The 16,691-nt window shown below is 69.5% G+C and carries 17 protein-coding genes; 13 read left to right on the top strand and 4 right to left on the bottom strand.

Translation table 11 applies throughout. The annotated features are described in order from the left end of the window. Positions 1-74: 74 nt before the first annotated feature. From H9658_RS13780 to H9658_RS13835, 12 genes are all read left to right on the top strand, one after another. Positions 75-1,481 (top strand): RNA polymerase factor sigma-54, encoded by a 1,407-nt coding sequence (locus H9658_RS13780; RefSeq protein ID WP_406848130.1) that lies wholly within the window; start codon positions 75-77, stop codon positions 1,479-1,481. Positions 1,482-1,539: 58 nt separating this feature from the next. Next, on the top strand, positions 1,540-1,857 hold the full coding sequence (gene hpf, locus H9658_RS13785) for a ribosome hibernation-promoting factor, HPF/YfiA family (RefSeq protein WP_003478125.1): 318 nt from the start codon (positions 1,540-1,542) through the stop codon (positions 1,855-1,857). Between the two features lie 22 nt (positions 1,858-1,879). Further along, on the top strand, positions 1,880-2,335 hold the full coding sequence (locus tag H9658_RS13790) for a PTS sugar transporter subunit IIA (protein WP_179566238.1): 456 nt from the start codon (positions 1,880-1,882) through the stop codon (positions 2,333-2,335). Positions 2,336-2,337: 2 nt separating this feature from the next. Continuing rightward, the gene (gene hprK, locus H9658_RS13795; RefSeq protein WP_179567931.1) at positions 2,338-3,288 is read left to right on the top strand and encodes an HPr(Ser) kinase/phosphatase; all 951 of its coding nucleotides are present in this window, start codon (positions 2,338-2,340) and stop codon (positions 3,286-3,288) included. After that, positions 3,285-4,163: an RNase adapter RapZ gene (rapZ, locus tag H9658_RS13800; RefSeq protein WP_179566240.1), complete on the top strand. Its 879-nt coding sequence runs from the start codon at positions 3,285-3,287 to the stop codon at positions 4,161-4,163. The genes hprK and rapZ overlap by 4 nt, the downstream gene beginning before the upstream one ends. Positions 4,164-4,308: 145 nt before the next feature. Further along, entirely contained in the window at positions 4,309-4,701 is a 393-nt protein-coding gene (locus H9658_RS13805; protein WP_179566242.1) for a PTS sugar transporter subunit IIA, read from the top strand. Next, on the top strand, positions 4,694-4,963 hold the full coding sequence (locus H9658_RS13810) for an HPr family phosphocarrier protein (RefSeq protein ID WP_009591660.1): 270 nt from the start codon (positions 4,694-4,696) through the stop codon (positions 4,961-4,963). Before H9658_RS13805 ends, H9658_RS13810 begins: the two co-directional genes overlap by 8 nt. 58 nt (positions 4,964-5,021) lie before the next feature. Next, on the top strand, positions 5,022-6,728 hold the full coding sequence (ptsP, locus tag H9658_RS13815) for a phosphoenolpyruvate--protein phosphotransferase (RefSeq protein WP_179566244.1): 1,707 nt from the start codon (positions 5,022-5,024) through the stop codon (positions 6,726-6,728). 446 nt (positions 6,729-7,174) lie between these two features. Continuing rightward, positions 7,175-8,533: a magnesium transporter gene (mgtE, locus tag H9658_RS13820; RefSeq protein ID WP_179566246.1), complete on the top strand. Its 1,359-nt coding sequence runs from the start codon at positions 7,175-7,177 to the stop codon at positions 8,531-8,533. A gap of 225 nt (positions 8,534-8,758) precedes the next feature. After that, on the top strand, positions 8,759-9,592 hold the full coding sequence (locus H9658_RS13825) for a carboxylesterase family protein (protein WP_191825751.1): 834 nt from the start codon (positions 8,759-8,761) through the stop codon (positions 9,590-9,592). Positions 9,593-9,914: 322 nt separating this feature from the next. After that, a complete protein-coding gene (locus H9658_RS13830; RefSeq protein ID WP_191825752.1) occupies positions 9,915-10,364 on the top strand; it encodes a hypothetical protein in 450 nt (149 codons plus the stop codon). Between the two features lie 427 nt (positions 10,365-10,791). Beyond that, positions 10,792-12,060, top strand: coding sequence for an arsenic transporter (locus H9658_RS13835; RefSeq protein WP_191825753.1), 1,269 nt, complete (start codon positions 10,792-10,794; stop codon positions 12,058-12,060). 140 nt (positions 12,061-12,200) lie between these two features. Here the strand turns inward: H9658_RS13835 and H9658_RS23140 are convergent, their stop codons facing one another. Beyond that, on the bottom strand, positions 12,201-12,335 hold the full coding sequence (locus H9658_RS23140; protein WP_263604333.1) for a hypothetical protein: 135 nt from the start codon (positions 12,333-12,335) through the stop codon (positions 12,201-12,203). Between the two features lie 158 nt (positions 12,336-12,493). Then, positions 12,494-13,888, bottom strand: a complete 1,395-nt coding sequence (locus H9658_RS13840; RefSeq protein ID WP_191825754.1) for an amino acid permease — start codon at positions 13,886-13,888, stop codon at positions 12,494-12,496. A 650-nt stretch (positions 13,889-14,538) separates the two neighbouring features. On the opposite strand from H9658_RS13840, the gene H9658_RS13845 reads away from it, so the two are divergent. Next, positions 14,539-15,021, top strand: a complete 483-nt coding sequence (locus H9658_RS13845) for a hypothetical protein (protein ID WP_191825755.1) — start codon at positions 14,539-14,541, stop codon at positions 15,019-15,021. 222 nt (positions 15,022-15,243) lie between these two features. Here the strand turns inward: H9658_RS13845 and H9658_RS13850 are convergent, their stop codons facing one another. Next, entirely contained in the window at positions 15,244-15,837 is a 594-nt protein-coding gene (locus H9658_RS13850; protein WP_191825756.1) for a hypothetical protein, read from the bottom strand. A 200-nt stretch (positions 15,838-16,037) separates the two neighbouring features. Further along, the coding region (locus H9658_RS13855) for a methyl-accepting chemotaxis protein (protein WP_225209957.1) at positions 16,038-16,691 on the bottom strand (654 nt) is incomplete at its 5' end.

Consider the following 16,691-nt stretch of genomic DNA (forward strand, 5'->3'; position numbering starts at 1 on the left):
TTGCGCCACGCCCTTTCCCGTTCGGCACAGGCATGAAAGCACGGCTGCAGACATCGCTGGGACAGCATCTGGTCATGACGCCGCAGTTGCGGCAGGCGATCAAGCTGTTGCAGATGTCCAGCGCCGAACTGGAAGTGGAGATCGCCGAGGCGGTGGAGAGCAACCCGCTGCTGGAATGGGCCGAAGACGCCGCACCCACGCTCGATGTGGCCGGCGCCGGCAGCGCCGAAGGCGAGGCCGAGGTCGCGCCGCCGGCCGGCGATACGCTGGACAACGTGCCGCAACACGACGGCGACGACTGGTCCGATGCCGAGCCGGCCTGGAGCAGCGGCGGCGGCGGCTCCTTCGACGACGACGACGACATGGGCAGCGCCGCCGAGCGCGTCGCCGAACCCGACACGCTGATCGATCACCTGTTGTGGCAGTTGCACCTGTCGCACCTGTCGCCGCGCGACCGCAGCATCGGCGCGGCGCTGATCGACGCGCTCGACGACGACGGCTACCTGCGCGAACCGCTGGCCACGATCGCCGAAACCTTGCAGCCGGACATCGTCGCCGAGGAGGAGGAAATCCTCACCGTGCTGCACCAGATCCAGCGCTTCGACCCGGTCGGCATCGCCGCGCGCACGCTGGGCGAATGCCTGAACCTGCAGTTGGACGTGCTGCCCGCGGACACGCCCGGGCTGGAACTGGCGCGCGCCATCGCCAACGGCCCGCTGGAGAAACTGCCGCGCAGCGGCATCGCCGGCATCGCCCACGAACTCAAGCGCCCGGCCTCGGCGGTGGAGACCGCGGTCAAGCTGCTGCGCTCGCTGGACCCGCGCCCGGGCAAGCAGGTCGGCGAACTCAGCGCCGACACCTACGTGGTGCCCGACTGCGTGATCTGGCGCCAGCGCGGCGTCTGGCACGCGGCGCTGGCCGGGCACGCGCGGCCCAAGGTCACCATCCACCGCGGCTACGAACAGCTCATCCGCCAGTGCGGCGAAAGCGACGCCGGCTACCTGCGCGGCCAGTTGCAGGAAGCGCGCTGGCTGCTGAAGAGCCTGGAGGCGCGCGGCGAGACCCTGCTCAAGGTGACCCGCTGCCTGCTGCGCCAGCAGGCCGGATTCCTCGAATTCGGCGAACAGGCGCTGCGCCCGCTGACCCTGCGCGAGATCGCCGGCGAACTGGGCCTGCACGAGAGCACCATCTCCCGCGCCATCGCCCGCAAGTACGTGCGCACCCCGCGCGGCACCATCCCGCTGCGCGCCTTCTTCGCCTCGGGCATCGACACCGACAGCGGCGGCGAAGCCTCCAGCACCGCCATTCAGGCGATGATCCGGCGCCTGATCGAGGCCGAGAACCCGCGCAAGCCGCTTTCTGACGCCAAGCTGGCCGACCTGCTGAAAGGCGCCGGCGTGCCTGTAGCGCGGCGCACGGTTGCGAAGTATCGTGAGGCCATGAACATTTCCGCTTCCCACGAACGCGTCCGCATCGGTTGACGCATCGGCGGCAGGCGGCAATGGTTCATAAGGTGAATCCCGAACCAAGGAGTATCCGATGCGTATCGAGACCTACGGCCAGCAGATCGAAGTCACCCCCGCCTTGCGCGAGTACGTGGAGACCAAGCTGCAGCGGCTGAAGCGGCATTACGAGGAAACCATCGAGGTCCGCGCCCAGCTGGCGCTGCGCAAGCCCGACCACCACGTCGAAGCCACGGTCAACGTTCCCGGCCGCACCCTGCACGCCGATGCCAGCGCGCAGACCATGTACGCGGCAATCGACCTGCTCGCCGACAAGCTCGACCGGCTGATCATCAAGCACAAGGAAAAGAAACAGGACCACCACGCCGCCGAGGTGCGCGACAATATCGTGTGATCCTGCACACGTTGCTCCTGCCATGCCCTTGACCGATCTGATGGCGGCCGTCCGCACCCAGGTGCTGCCGGCCGCCGATCGCGACACCCTGCTGCGTACCGCCGCCGGCCTGCTGGCCTGTCCGCAAGCCGGCTTCGACGAACTCTTCGCCAGCCTGCGCGAGCGCGAACAGCTCGGCAGCACCGCCATCGGCCATGGCATCGCCATCCCGCACGGCCGCGCCCCGCATCTCGACGCACCGCGTGGCGCGTTGTTGCGGCTGGACCAGCCGATCGACTTCGACGGCCACGGCGCGCAGGTCGACCTGATCTTCGCGATGGCCGTGCCGGCGCACTACACCCACCAACACCTGATGCTGTTGTCGGAACTGGCCGAACAGTTCTCCGACGAGGGCTTCCGCGCCGCGCTGCGCCGCGCCCCCGACGCTGCCGCATTGCACGACCTGCTCGGCGGCGCCCCCCAGGCCAGCGCCGCATGAGCATGAATACCAGCATCACCGCCCGCGAACTGTTCGACCAGCAACGCGACCGGCTCGGCCTGCGCTGGCTGGGCGGACAGAAGGGCGAACACCGCGAGCTGGAAGCCGGCAACGCGGTGTCGCGGCGCCCGTCGCTGGCCGGCTACCTCAATACGATCTACCCGAACAAGGTGCAGATCCTCGGCACCGAGGAACTGGCCTGGCTGGATTCGCTGGATTCGCGCCAGCGCTGGGAGACCATCGAGAAGATCGTGCAGGTGCGGCCGCTGGCGCTGGTGATCACCAAGAACCAGTCGTGCCCGGAAGACCTGCGCGCGGCCGCCGACGAATCCGATACGCCGCTGTGGGGCTCGCCCAAGCGCGGCCACGAACTGCTCAACCACCTCTCCTATCACCTGGCGCGCACGCTGGCGCCGCGGGTGATCCTGCACGGGGTGTTCATGGAGATCTACTCGATCGGCGTGCTGATCACCGGCGAGGCCGGCTCCGGCAAGAGCGAGCTGGCGCTGGAACTGCTCAGCCGCGGCCATCGGCTGGTCGCCGACGACGCCCCCGAGTTCACCCAGATCGCGCCCGACGTGCTCGACGGCACCTGCCCGGAACTGCTGCAGGACCTGCTGGAAGTGCGCGGCCTGGGCGTGCTCAACGTGCGCGACATGTTCGGCGACACCGCTGTAAAGAAGAACAAGTATCTTCGCCTGATCGTGCACCTGACCCGGCCCATGACCGAACCGACCCCGCATGGCTACGAGCGCCTGACCGGCGATTCCGGCACCCGCCACGTGCTGGACCTGGACGTGCCGCTGATCACCCTGCCGGTGATGCCCGGGCGCAACCTGGCGGTGCTGACCGAGGCCGCCACGCGCCTGCACATCCTGCGCACCAAGGGCATCGACCCGGCGGCGATGTTCATCGCCCGCCACAGCAACCTGCTCGAACGGCGCACGCCATGAACGCGGTGGCGAACACCTCCACCCTGGTGATCGTCAGCGGCCTGTCCGGCTCCGGCAAATCGGTGGCGCTGAAGACCTTCGAGGACCTGGACTACTACTGCGTCGACAACCTGCCGGTGGAACTGCTGCCGGCCTTCGTCAAGAGCCTGGTGCGCGACGACGTCGGCCCCGGCAAGCTGGCGGTGGGCATCGACGTGCGCAGCCGCCACAGCGACCTGGCGCAGCTGTCGCGCTGGCGCGAGGCGGTGGCCCAGTTCGGCCTGGACGCGCGGCTGCTGTTCTTCGACGCCACCGACGAGGCGCTGATCAAGCGCTACGCCGACACCCGCCGCCGGCACCCGCTGTCGCACCTGGGCCTGTCGCTGCCCGAGGCGATCGAGCGCGAGCGCGCGCTCACCGAACCGCTGCGCCGCGAGGCCGACGCGGTGATCGACACCAGCACGCTCAACGTGCACCAGCTGCGCCGGCGGGTGACCACCGAGTTCGCGCTGACCAACGAGAACAGCCTGTCGCTGCTGTTCGAATCCTTCGCCTACAGGCGCGGGGTGCCGGCCGAAGCCGACTTCGTGTTCGACGCGCGGGTGCTGCCCAACCCGCACTGGGATCCGGAACTGCGGCCGCTGACCGGCCGCGACAGCGGCGTGCGCGACTACCTGGACGCACAACCGGACGTGCAGCGGTACACCGCGCAGATCGTCGACCTGCTCGACACCTGGCTGCCGCGGCTGCGCAACGACACCCGCAGCTACGTCACCATCGCCTTCGGCTGCACCGGCGGCAAGCACCGCTCGGTGTACCTGGCCGAACGCCTGGCCCGCCACGCGCGCGAGCAGGGCTGGCCGGAAGTGGCGACGTTCCATCGCGAGCAGGACTGAAGGGCCGGGATTGGGGATTCGGGATTGGCAAAAGCGGGAGCGGCTGCGGCCGTTGCTCTGGCGTTTGCGAATCCCCAATCCCGAATCCCCACTCCCGGCCTTCCGGCCATTCCCTGCGCCCTGCCCGACCTGTTAACGTTCTCCCATGGCCTGTGGCATTCTCCTGATTACTCATCCCGGTGTGGGCGCGTCGCTGTTGAGCGTGGCCACCGGATTGTTGCGGCAGTTGCCGCTGAAGACCGAAGCGTTCGAAGTTCCGCTCGATGCCGATCTGGATGCGCTGCTGCCGCAGGCGTCGGCGGCGTTGCGGCGGGTCGATGACGGCGACGGCGTGCTGGTCGTGACCGACCTGTACGGCGCCAGCCCGAGCAACCTGGCGACGAAACTCGCCCGCCTCGGCACGCCGGTGCGGCGCGTCTCGGCGCTGAGCCTGCCGATGCTGCTGCGGATCATGAACTACCCCGAACAGGGGCTGGACCAGTTGCCCGCGACCGCGGCCGCTGGCTCGCGCAATGGAGTGGTGATCGACGATGCTTGAACGCGAACTCATCGTATCCAACCGACTGGGCCTGCATGCGCGCGCGACCGCCAAGCTGGTGCAGACGCTGTCCTCGTTCCGCTGCAACGCCACGCTCGCGGCCAAGGGCCGCGAGGTCAACGCCAAGAGCATCATGGGCGTGATGCTGCTGGCCGCCGCGCAGGGCACGCCGGTGACGGTGCGGGTGGACGGCGCCGACGAAGCCGACGCGCTGGAGGCCGTGGTCGGCCTGTTCGAGCGGCGCTTCGACGAGGACAGCTGAGCATGCGGTGCCGGCCGCCGGCCGCGACCACGCCGCCGCGCCAACGCGGGTGCGCGCGGTGAGCCTGCGCATCGCCGGCCATGGCGCCTCGCGCGGCAACGCGCTGGGCCGCGCGCGCGTGCGCCTGCCGCATGCGCTGGACGTGGCCGAACAACGCATCGGCGCAGCGCAGGTGCCCGAGGAACTGGAACGCCTGCACCTGGCGGTGAACGCCGCGCGCGAGGAAATGCACGGCCTGCGCCAGCGCCTGCATGGCGCCCTGGCCAAGGAGGTCGGCGAGTTCCTCGACCTGCACGCGCTGCTGCTCGACGACCCGGAACTGCTGCACGGCCTGGACGAACTGATCCGCACCGGCCGCTACAGCGCCGACTATGCGTTGCGCCTGCAGCGCGACCGCCTGGCGACCGTGTTCGACGCCATGGAAGACGCCTACCTGAAAAGCCGCATGGACGATCTGGACCATGTGATCGGGCGCATCCACGCGTTCCTGCAGAAGCGCCAGCCCGACAGCGCCGGCCTGGCCGGCGAGATCCTGGTGTGCGAGAACGTGGCGCCGTCGGAACTGGCGCAATTGCAGGCGCAGGGCGTGGTCGGCATCGTCACCAGCGCCGGCAGCGCGCTGTCGCACAGCGCGATCCTGGCGCGCAGCCTGCACCTGCCGCTGGTGGTCGGCGTCGCCGATGCGCTGCAGAAGATCAACGACGGCGACGTGCTGATCGTCGACGGCGTGCAGGGCGCGGTGATCGTGGAGCCCACGCCCGACGACCTGCGCGACTACCGGACCCGCGTGCGCGACCAGGCCAAGCTGCAACGCGGCCTCGGCAAGCTGCGCTCCAAGCCCAGCCGCACCCTGGACGGGGTCGATATCGTGCTGCTGGCCAATGCCGAGTCGCGCGACGACGTGGCCCGCGCGCATGCGCTCGGCGCCGACGGCCTGGGCCTGTACCGCACCGAATTCCTGTTCCTGCAGCGCGACGCGCTGCCCGACGAGGAAGAACAGTTCCGCACCTACCGCGACGCGGTGCTCGGCATGAGCGGGCGGCCGGTGACCATCCGCACCCTGGACCTGGGCGCGGACAAGGCCGACCGCACCGGCCTGACCATGAGCAACGAGCAGAACCCGGCACTGGGCCTGCGCGGCGTGCGCCTGTCGCTGGCCCGGCCGAAGGTCTCGGACACGCAGCTGCGCGCGATCCTGCGCGCCTCCGGCTACGGCCCGGTGCGCGTGCTGGTGCCGATGATCAGCGCGCGCGAGGAGATCATGGCGATGCGCCGGCATCTCAAGCGCATCGCCGCGCAACTGCGCCGCGAGGGCCACGCCATCGCCGAACAGGTGCAGATCGGCGCGATGATCGAGGTCCCGGCCGCGGCGATCGCGCTGGACACCTTCATCGACGCCATCGACTTCCTGTCGATCGGCACCAACGACCTGGTGCAATACCTGCTCGCCGCCGACCGCAACAACGAAGCGCTGGGCGAGCTGTATTCGCCGCTGCATCCGGCGGTGCTGCGCCTGATCGCGCAGGTCATCGCCACCGGCCACGCCCACGCCAAGCCGGTGGCGGTGTGCGGCGAGATCGCCGGCGATCCGGCGCTGACCCCGATCCTGCTGGCGCTGGGGCTGCGCGAGTTCAGCCTGCACCCGGCGACGATGCTGGAAGTACGCCGGGTGATCCGCGACACCGACCTGCAGGCGCTGCGCTTGCGCGGCGCCAAGCTGCTGCAGGCGCGCGACCGCAAGGGCATCGAGCGCTGGTTGGCTTGAGAGCCGGGATTGGGGATTGGGGATTGGGGATTCGCAACAATCAAGAGCGTGCGTGGCCACGTGCGCTACCGCCGCGCCGGTGCTAGCGCAGTGACCCCTGCTCCAGCTCCCGCGCTTTCAGGCCCCACCGCCTCTGGAAAGCAGATTCGGGATCTGCAGCTGCGCCTGCGCAGGAAGAGCTTCAGCCCCGGCGCTCTAACGGCAAGGCGTCGGGGCTGAAGCCCCTCCTACAGGGAGCGGACGCTGAGTTGCGGGCATGGCACTTTTTTCGCCAGCCCGCAGGACGCGATTTCGCCGGACGGCGCCGCGCCGTTGCGACTCCCCAATCCCGACTCCCAAATCCCGGCCCGCTGTGCTTCCCGCAACATGCAGGCGATAATGTTGCGATGAACATCTGACCGACCGCGAGCCCTCGGCGCGCGGCCTTCCACTTTCAGGAGCAGCGCATGGCCGATGCCGTCCGCCACGACAAGACCGCGCGGCAGCTGCGTTTGCTGTCCGATGCGCTGGACAGCGGGCGCCTGGGCCCGGTGCGGCGGCTGGTCAATACGCTGGCGCCGGCCGAGATCGGCAACCTGCTCGAGTCGCTGCCGCCCGGCAAGCGCGTGGTGGTGTGGGGCCTGGTCGATCCGGAAGACGACGGCGAAGTGCTGCTGCACGTCGGCGAGGAGGTGCGCGAAAGCCTGCTCGCGGACATGGACCCGGACGAGATCATCGCCGCGGTCGAAGACCTCGACATCGACGACCTGGCCAACCTGGTCGAGGATCTGCCCGACACGGTCATCGACGAAGTGCTCAAGTCGATGGACCGCGAGAACCGCGAGCGCCTGGAACAGGTGCTGTCCTATCCCGAGGACAGCGCCGGGCGCCTGATGAACCCGGATGTGGTCACCGTGCGCGCCGACGTCAACGTCGACGTGGTGCTGCGCTACCTGCGCCTGCGCGGCGAACTGCCGGACCACACCGACCACCTGTTCGTGGTCAGCCGCCGCCACCAGTACCTGGGCCGGGTGTCGCTGGCCGCGCTGGTCACCCACGAGGATTCCACCCCGATCAACCGGCTGATCGACGACGAGCAGCCGGCCATCGACGTGGGCGAAGGCGCCGACGAGGTCGCGCGGCAGTTCTCCGACCACGACTGGATCTCCGCGCCGGTGGTGGACGACAACAACATCCTGCTCGGCCGCATCACCATCGACGACGTGGTCGACATCATCCGCGACCAGGCCGAGCACCAGGCGATGAGCGCCGCCGGCCTGGACGAGGACGAGGACATGTTCAGCCCGGTGCGGCGCGCGTTCCGGCGCCGCCTGCTGTGGCTGACCATCAACCTGGGCACCGCGTTCATCGCCTCCAGCGTGGTCAGCCAGTTCGAGGGCACCATCTCCAAGCTGGTGGCGCTGGCCGCGCTGATGCCGATCGTCGCCGGCATGGGCGGCAACGCCGGCACCCAGGTGCTGGCGCTGATGGTGCGCGGCCTGGCGCTGGGCCAGATCGGCGCGTCCAACGTCACCGTGCTGTTGCGCAAGGAACTGGCGGTGGCGCTGATCAACGGCCTGGCGCTGGGCATCGGCCTGGGCCTGATCGTACTGGCCTGGTTCAAGCAGCCGCTGCTGTCGCTGGTGATCGGCTCGGCGCTGACCATCAACCTGCTCACCGCCGCGCTCGGCGGCGTGCTGGTGCCGCTGACGCTCAAGCGCCTGGGCTTCGATCCGGCGCTGGCCGGCGGCGTGATCCTGACCACCCTGACCGACGTGATGGGCTTCCTCAGCTTCCTCGGCCTGGCCACGCTGGTGCTGCTGTAGGCAAGCCTGCGCGGCATGCGCATTGCCGCGAACGCCGTCGCATCGCCCGCGCGCGCACATGTGTCGGCTTTCTCGCCGTCGCGTGCCGGGCGGCCGCGACAGGCTGAACGCCGCGCGGGCGGCGCCTGACTGGCGCATGTCCGGGCCCGGCCCTGGCCGCACGCCGCTCTGTCGCCGAAGCGCCGGGACGCCGATACTGGGGACCTCCACCGCCGAGGGCCGCCCATGTCCATGCGTTCGTTGCTGATGCTGCTGTGCCTGTCGATGGTCGGTTGCAGCAGCCTGCCCAGCGACCCGGCCACCGGCCATTTCGTGTCCCGCCAGCTGACCGTGGACGGTCGCCTGTATCGCTACCAGGTGTTCGTGCCGGCGCCGCCGCACCGCCAGGGACCGGTGCCGGTGGTGCTGTTCCTGCACGGCTCCGGCGAGCGCGGCAGCGACGGCAGGCAGCAGGCCGATGCCGGCGTGGGCCCGTACCTGCGCCGCCACCTGGGCGACTTCCCGGCGCTGGTGGTGATGCCGCAGGTGCCGGACGAGCAGGAGTGGAACGGGGTCAACGCGACCATGGCGCTGCAGGCGCTGGACGCGGCCAGCGCGGAATTCAACGGCGATCCGCAGCGCACCTACCTGACCGGCATGTCGATGGGCGGCTACGGCACCTGGGAAATCGCGCTGCAGCAGCCGCAGCGTTTCGCCGCGCTGGTGCCGGTGTGCGGCGCGATCCTGTCCCCGCACGAGGATCGCGAATACCTGGTGGTGACCCCGGTGGCGGAACTGCCCGACCCCTACACCGCACTGGCCGAACGCCTGCAACGGATCCCGGTGTGGATGTTCCATGGCGCCGAGGACGACGTGGTGCTGCCGCACGACGACCGCAAGATCTACCGCGCGTTCAAGAACCTGGATGCCGACGTGCGCTACACCGAATATCCGGAAGGCAACCACAACGCCTGGGATGCCACCTACCGCGACCCGAAGATGTGGCAATGGCTGTTCGCGCAGAAGCGCGGCGGCGACACCGCCGACGCGGCGCCGGAAACCGCGACCGGCGGCAGCTGAGCCGGCGGTGCGCACCGGCGCGTCTTCCGGCCCTGCCGCCTGTAGGAGCGGCTTCAGCCGCGACCGAACCCTTGCCACAAGCGGCAGCGCCCGGACCGGAAATGCGCCCGACACGGCCGGCGCCAAGCCAGGCGAAGGCAGGACAGCAACGGCGACCAGACGAAGGCGCCTGAATGCCGCAGCGGCGCGCTCACCCGCCGAATGTGCGTGCAGATGCTGCGCGCCCGCGCGGCATGCACACCGCGCCCTTCCCCGGCGGCGCAGCACCCACCCCACGCGCAAAACCGCGTACAGTCCGCGCTCGTTTCTTCCCGGGCCGCCCATGGCTACCGACACCGCCTCCGCACAGGCCGATTTTCTCGAACGGCTGCAGCGCCTGGACGCGAGCGCCGCCGGCCTCGCCGATGCCGCGATCCCGCCGTTGCTGATCGCCACCTCCGATCCCGCCGCGCCCTGGCGGCTCAGCGAGACCGGGCAATGGCTGCTGCAGGTACTGAAGGCCAGGCAGGCGCTGTCGTACGCCGCGCACGCCACCACCCTGTCCGCCGATGCGCTGCGCCGCGACCAGAAGTTCGCGCCGCCTGGGCGGCCGTCGCTGCACATCGTGCAGTTGCGCCAGCAGCAGGCGGCCGCGCAGCAGGCGACGCGGCGTGCGAAACAGGACTTCGCCCAGGCCGCGGCCGGTTTCGCGCGCAGCGCCGGTCTATCGCCGCCGACCAGGCTGAGCCTGAGCGAGTTCCTGCAGCGCTGGATCGATAGGTATGTGCGGTAGGGGAATGGGGAATGGGGAATCGGCAGAAGCGGGGTCTAATCGATCGCTGCCTGCACCACGCGCGCGCAGTGCATTCGCAGCGCTGGTGCGTGCTTTTCCGAGGCCGGCAGAAACGTGCGTGGGCGGTCGCCGCGTGCAACGCATAGTGGCGACGCCGCCATGGCCCTTGTCCCTGCTTGTCGGAGTTCGCGTGTCGCTACCGCCTCGCCGCTGAACGCCGACGCGCGCCCGCTCCGCGAAGCGGGTTGAACGCCAGGCCGCAGGCGACCGGCTTGCTATCCTTGCCGGCCCGTTCTTCCCCGCCGATACGCGCGCCGATTGCCGCCATGTCCGTTCTTCCCTCCGCATCCGCCGCAGACCGCGCCACCACCCTCGCCGACTGCCGCGTGCATGCGCCCTGCCCGGCCGCAGCCGCCGCATCGGCGGCATGACCATGCTCAGCGGACACACGGCGAACCTCGCCACCTGGAGCATCTGCGCGCTGGCCACGGCGGGCGTGATCACGCGGCCGTTCAAGCTGCCCGAGGCGCTGTGGGCGGTGGGCGGCGCGGTGCTGTTGATGGTCCTCGGCCTGATGCCCGGCGTCGAAGCCTGGCATGCGGTGCTGAAGGGCTACGACGTCTACCTGTTCCTGATCGGGATGATGCTGCTGTCGGAAACCGCGCGCGCCGAGGGCCTGTTCGACTGGGTGGCGATGCATGCGGTGAACCTGGCCAAGGGCTCGCCGCGGCGCCTGTTCGCGCTGGTGTTCGGGGTCGGCATCGTGGTCACCGCGTTCCTGTCCAACGACGCCACCGCGGTGGTGCTGACCCCGGCGGTATACGCGGCCGCACGCAAGGCCGGGGCCAAGCCGCTGCCGCTGCTGTTCGCCTGCGCGCTGATCGCCAATGCCGCCAGCTTCGTGCTGCCGATCTCCAATCCCGCCAATCTGGTGCTGTACGGCGGCACCATGCCGACCCTGGGCGCGTGGATGGCCGCGTTCGCGCTGCCGTCGCTGCTGGCGATCGGGGTCACCTTCGGCATGCTGTACTGGGCCGAGCGCAAGGACCTGCGCGGACGCTGCGCCGAACGCGTGAACACGGTGCCGCTGAGCCGCGGCGGCGCCTTCGCGCTGGCCGGCATCCTCGCCACCGCGGCGCTGCTGGTCGGCGTCTCGGCGCTGGGCCTGGAGCTGGGCCTGCCCACCTGCCTGGCCGGCGTGGCCACGCTGGCGGCGGTGTGCCTGGGCGGCCGGCAATCGCCGCTGCCGCTGGCCAAGGCGGTGTCGTGGGCGGTGCTGCCGCTGGTGGCCGGGCTGTTCGTGCTGGTCGAGGCGTTGTCGCGCACCGGGGTCATCGCCTGGCTCGCGCAGACGCTGTCCGCCTCCGCGGCGCAGTCGCCGCTGGTCACCGCCGGCGCGTCCGGCACGCTGCTGGCGTTCGCCTCCAACCTGATGAACAACCTGCCGGCCGGATTGATCGCCAGCACCACCATCGCCCAGGCGCATCCGCCGCAACTGGTCGTCGACGCGCTGCTGATCGGCGTGGACCTGGGGCCGAACCTGTCGATCACCGGCTCGCTGGCCACCATCCTTTGGCTGACCGCGATCCGCCGCGAAGGCGAGGACGTGGGCTTCTGGCGCTTCCTGAAAGTCGGCGCGCTGGTGATGCCGCCGGCCCTGCTGTGTGCGCTGGGCGCGCGCCTGTTGCTGGGCTGAGCCGTCGCCGCTCTTGTGTACGAGCGGCTTCAGCCGCGACGAACGTGAGCACCGGGCGCTCTGCGTCCCTCGCAAAAAACGCAACGTGCTCTTCAGCCTTCATCGCAGTGCCCGGCATCAGGTCGCGGCTGAAGCCGCTCCTACAGGAAGCTGGGCGCCCTGCCCTGCCCTGCCCGCTGCGCGCGCAGCCGCCGCGCCACGCCGCCGATCAACGCGATCGCGGCGGTCAGCGCGGCCATCGACAGGAATTGCGCACGGGTGTCGGGCAAGGCCACCAGGCCGTTACCGCTTTTGTGTAGGAGCGGCTTCAGCCGCGACGAACGTGAGCCAGAGGGCTTTGCGTTCTCGCAAGAACCCCGTGCTGTGCGGGCCTGATCGCGTTACCCACCTTCCGGTCGCGGCTGAAGCCGCTCCTACAAGGTAGCGCGACGCCCTACCCTGCCCGCCCGCCGCGCAGCCGCCGCGCAACGCCGCTGATCAACGCGATCGCGGCGGTCAGCGCGGCCATCGACAGGAACTGCGCGCGGGTGTCGGGCGAGGCCACCAGCAGGCCGAAGATCATCGCCAGGATCGCCAGCGCCAGCAGGGTCAGCACCGGATAGCCGCGCATGCGGAACGGCAGGCGCGTCCCGGCGCGATCGGCGCGCGCGCGCAGGATCAGCTGCGACAGCAGCGAGATCGTCCACACCAGCAGGCAGGTCGCGCCGACGATGTTCAGCAGCGTCGGCAGCACCCGATTCGGATACAGCAACTCCAGCACCGCGGCGACGAAGCCGAACAGCACGCTCGCCAGCACCGCCAGCAGCGGCACCTGCTGGCGGTTGGTGAAGGCCAGCACGCGCGGCGCCTCGCCGCGCTGCGCCAGCGAGAAGATCATCCGCGAGGCGCCGTACAGATTGGCGTTGAGCGCCGACAGCAGCGCGATCACCGCGATCAGGGTGATGCCGGTGGCCGCGCCGGGAATCTTGGCCGCCTGCAGCACCGCGGCGAACGGCGAACTCAGCGCCTCGCTCTGCCACGGCACCACCGCGATGATCACGCTCAGCGAGCCGATGTAGAACACCAGGATGCGCCAGGCCACGGTGCGGATCGCGCGCGCGATGCTGCGCTCCGGGTCGGCGGTCTCGGCCGCCGCCACCGCCACGATCTCGGTGCCGCCGAAGGCGAACACCACCACCAGCAGCGCCGCGCCGATGCCGGCGGCGCCCTTCGGCGCGAAACCGCCGTTGCCGGTGACGTTGGACCAACCCGGCGAGGCCACGTTCGGCAGCCAGCCGGCCAGCAGCGCCACGCCGACCAGGATGAAGGCGACGATCGCCACGACCTTGAGGATCGCGAACCAGAATTCGAACTCGCCGAAATTGCGCACGCCGAGCAGGTTGATCGCGGTGAAGGCGGCCATGAACACCACCGCGACCAGCGGCACCGGCAACGCCGGCCAGACCGTGGCCAGCAGCCCGGCCGCACCCACCGCCTCGGCGGCGATCACGATCACCAGCTGCAGCCACCACAACCACCCCACCGTCGCGCCCGCGGTGGCGCCCATCGCATCGGCGGCATACACCGAGAATGCGCCGCTGGCCGGCTTGGCCGCGGCCATCTCGCCCAGCGCGTTCATCACGATGATCACCAGCGCGCCGGCGACCAGGTAGGAAATCAGCACCGCCGGCCCGGCCGCGTGCACGCCCACGCCCGAACCCAGGAACAGGCCGGCGCCGATCGCGCTGCCCAGCCCCATCATGATCAGTTGCCGCGGCTTCAGCGCATGGCGCAACGCAGGCGCGGCGGACGGGGCGGCGGGACCGGGAGGCATGGACGGATGCGGCATCGGGTTCGTCGATTGGCAAGAATCCCGACACGATACCGCGTCGCGATGGTGCCGTGCTCGCCGCCGCGCAGCAGCCGATCCTGAGCGGGTCGCGCCGGATCTTCAGACCCGCAGCCGGTCTGGACGGGCGCGGCCTGCGCTCGGTGGCGCCGAGCGTGCGGCGCCGCGTCCGCGCTGTCGAGCGGCGACCGCCCCATCCACTGCTCTGCGCGTTCGCGCGCAGCCGAGAGCAGCGGCGCCGCCGCCACCGGATGCATGCCCGTCGCTCCGCCCTTCGCGTTCCCTGCCCGTCTCAACCTGCCCGCGCGCGTGCGGACCGGGCACGACCTGCACGGCCGATAGGCGACACCCCGAGTTCGGAGATACAAAACCATGAAATTTCGGCGAGCGCGACGTATGTCGTTGATTTTAGATATTGACAGCGATACTAACGTCAGAAATACTGAACAAAGCGTCGAATCGGAAGCGTTGCCCGACGACCGGCGTAGCGCCGCCCAAAGGCGCTACGTCGATCGTCAGGTACGGCTCCGTCCGCACGCGTGATGGCAGGCCGGGAGATGGCCTGCACCGAGCGGCTCGGCCGGAAAGGACCACGGCTGCCGCCCGGCCCGAGCGCAACGGTCCGCTGCATCAAGACAAGGAGAGACACCATGATCAAACCCCTGTTGACCCTGGCCGTTCTGGCGGTCGCATTCACCGCGGCGCAGACCCACGCCACCGGGCAGAAGCTGGACGCCAACGACACGATCCAAGGCCTGGGCGAACGCGTCCCGGCCGGCAAGAAGAACGTCAGCCTGTCGCCGCTGTTCAAGGTCTACACGTTCGAGAAGTCCGGGCTGACCTTCGCCCAGATCAACTCGGCGAAGGACGAGGTGATCACGGTACTCGGGATCACTCCGGGTGCCCAATCGCGCCTGCCGATCGGCCTGGCCGCCGAAGAGCAGCTGATCGTCGTCAACGACGAGAAGGACCGCCCGCTCGGCATGGTCACCGCCGCCGCGAGCTGCCCGTGCAGCGCCACCGTGGTCTACCAGGACGCCAACCAGATGATCGTCGTGGTCTACGGCTCCAACGGCGAGTACATCACCTCGTACGTGCTCCCGCGCACCAAGGCGCCGAGCGCGCCGCAGTAACCGGCCTCGCCTGCACCTGCATCACAGCGCCGCGGCTGGCGACGGCCGCGGCGTTTTTTGTTGCATGCGCAAGTCCACATTCGACCAAGCAGGATCGCGATCCATAACCGCGTGCAGCTCTGGGCGAATCAGACACGCCGGCATTACCGGGACAGCGGACGCTGCATCACCTCATGCATCCGCGCGCGGCACGGGCACCCGCGTCGGCGACGCGCCGCCGGCTCAGGGCAGTTGGTTGCCCGACAAGACCTGTTGCACCACCAGCAGTGCCGGATCGCGGGCATCCACCTGCTGCAGGCGTTGCTCCAGTTCCTCGCTGCTCAGCACACCCTCGCGATGCAGCCATTTGAAGCGGTTGCGGCGCTGCTCGGGATGCTCTTCGGCGAGCATGACGTCGTACTCGCGCCGCAGGTAGCTGGCGCGGCGCTGCTCGATCTGCGCGACGATACGCTCGCCGTCGGCATTCTTGATCACCAGCAGATTGCCTTTTTCGGTCGGAATGATCAGGTAGTGGGTCACCACGAGGTGATAGGCGCAATAGCAGATCATGCCGACCCACAGCCAGAACGAGGGCGCGAACGCGTGGTATTTCAGCGAGGACATCACGGTCAGCACCAGCCCCAACACGCCCCACAGCAGGCCGGCATTGCGCAGCCACTGGTTGCGTTCGGTCAGCGCCTGGCGGTCGCGGCCGATATCGCCGTAAGCCACCGAGAAGCTGCGGCTGCCGGAACTGTCCTGCACCGAATAGTGCACTTCGTCGTCGCCGAAAACGTAGCCGATACGGTTCGAAAAGCGGCGTTGCTGGATTTCCACGATCTTTCCTTGATCTGCGACGCCCGCCCCCTGCCGGCGCCCATGCGGCAAATATAGCCAAAATCGTGGCGCTGCGCCGCTGCCTGACACGGCGTTTGCCTGGGACAATCGGCCCGTGAAACCTGTGCGACACGCGATGCTTGCGTGCCGCGACGGCAAGCCGCCCTCCGCTCGGAGGGCGGCCAACACCGCAGTGCCGATCAGAACTCCTGCCAATCCTTGTCGTTGGTCACCGCGGCGACCGCCTGCAGGCGACGCGCGGCGGTCGGCGCCGGCGACGGCACCGGACGCGCGTAGCTCCTCGGCTTCGGCGCTATCGCCGGAGTCGGCTGGCGCACCGGCACGGCGTTCTCCTCCAGCTTGAACAAGGCCACTGCCTGCGCCAGTTCGGTCGCCTGCTGCTCCATCGACCGCGCCGCGGCGCTGGCCTCTTCCACCAGCGCCGCATTCTGCTGCGTGCTCTCGTCCATCTGGGTCACGGTCTGGTTGACCTGTTCGATACCGGCGTACTGCTCCTGCGAGGCGGCGGAGATCTCGCTCATGATGTCGGTCACGCGCTGCACCGAGGACACGATCTCGTGCATGGTCTTGCCGGCCTGGCCGACCAGCGCCGAACCTTCGGCGACGCGGCTCACCGAGTCGTCGATCAGCTCCTTGATCTCCTTGGCCGCGCTGGCCGAACGCTGCGCCAGCGTGCGCACTTCCGAGGCGACCACGGCGAAGCCACGGCCCTGTTCGCCGGCGCGCGCCGCTTCCACCGCCGCATTGAGCGCGAGAATGTTGGTCTGGAAGGCGATGCCGTCGATGACGCTGATGATGTCGGCGATCCTCTTCGAGGAGGCCTCGATGCCGCT

It is taken from the genome of Xanthomonas bonasiae (assembly GCF_014836395.1).
Taxonomy (GTDB): domain Bacteria; phylum Pseudomonadota; class Gammaproteobacteria; order Xanthomonadales; family Xanthomonadaceae; genus Xanthomonas_A; species Xanthomonas_A bonasiae.

Excerpts from the sequence above, each read along its gene's own strand:
- H9658_RS13780 (WP_406848130.1), top strand. The coding sequence starts at position 75 with ATGACGCCGCAGTTGCGGCAGGCGATCAAGCTGTTGCAGATGTCCAGC.
- H9658_RS13805 (WP_179566242.1), top strand. The coding sequence starts at position 4,309 with ATGGCCTGTGGCATTCTCCTGATTACTCATCCCGGTGTGGGCGCGTCG.
- H9658_RS13825 (WP_191825751.1), top strand. The coding sequence starts at position 8,759 with ATGTCCATGCGTTCGTTGCTGATGCTGCTGTGCCTGTCGATGGTCGGT.
- H9658_RS13835 (WP_191825753.1), top strand. The coding sequence starts at position 10,792 with ATGACCATGCTCAGCGGACACACGGCGAACCTCGCCACCTGGAGCATC.
- hpf (WP_003478125.1), top strand. The coding sequence starts at position 1,540 with ATGCGTATCGAGACCTACGGCCAGCAGATCGAAGTCACCCCCGCCTTG.
- H9658_RS13840 (WP_191825754.1), bottom strand. The coding sequence starts at position 13,888 with ATGCCGCATCCGTCCATGCCTCCCGGTCCCGCCGCCCCGTCCGCCGCG.
- H9658_RS13830 (WP_191825752.1), top strand. The coding sequence starts at position 9,915 with ATGGCTACCGACACCGCCTCCGCACAGGCCGATTTTCTCGAACGGCTG.
- hprK (WP_179567931.1), top strand. The coding sequence starts at position 2,338 with ATGAATACCAGCATCACCGCCCGCGAACTGTTCGACCAGCAACGCGAC.
- rapZ (WP_179566240.1), top strand. The coding sequence starts at position 3,285 with ATGAACGCGGTGGCGAACACCTCCACCCTGGTGATCGTCAGCGGCCTG.
- H9658_RS13790 (WP_179566238.1), top strand. The coding sequence starts at position 1,880 with ATGCCCTTGACCGATCTGATGGCGGCCGTCCGCACCCAGGTGCTGCCG.
- H9658_RS13845 (WP_191825755.1), top strand. The coding sequence starts at position 14,539 with ATGATCAAACCCCTGTTGACCCTGGCCGTTCTGGCGGTCGCATTCACC.
- mgtE (WP_179566246.1), top strand. The coding sequence starts at position 7,175 with ATGGCCGATGCCGTCCGCCACGACAAGACCGCGCGGCAGCTGCGTTTG.
- H9658_RS13810 (WP_009591660.1), top strand. The coding sequence starts at position 4,694 with ATGCTTGAACGCGAACTCATCGTATCCAACCGACTGGGCCTGCATGCG.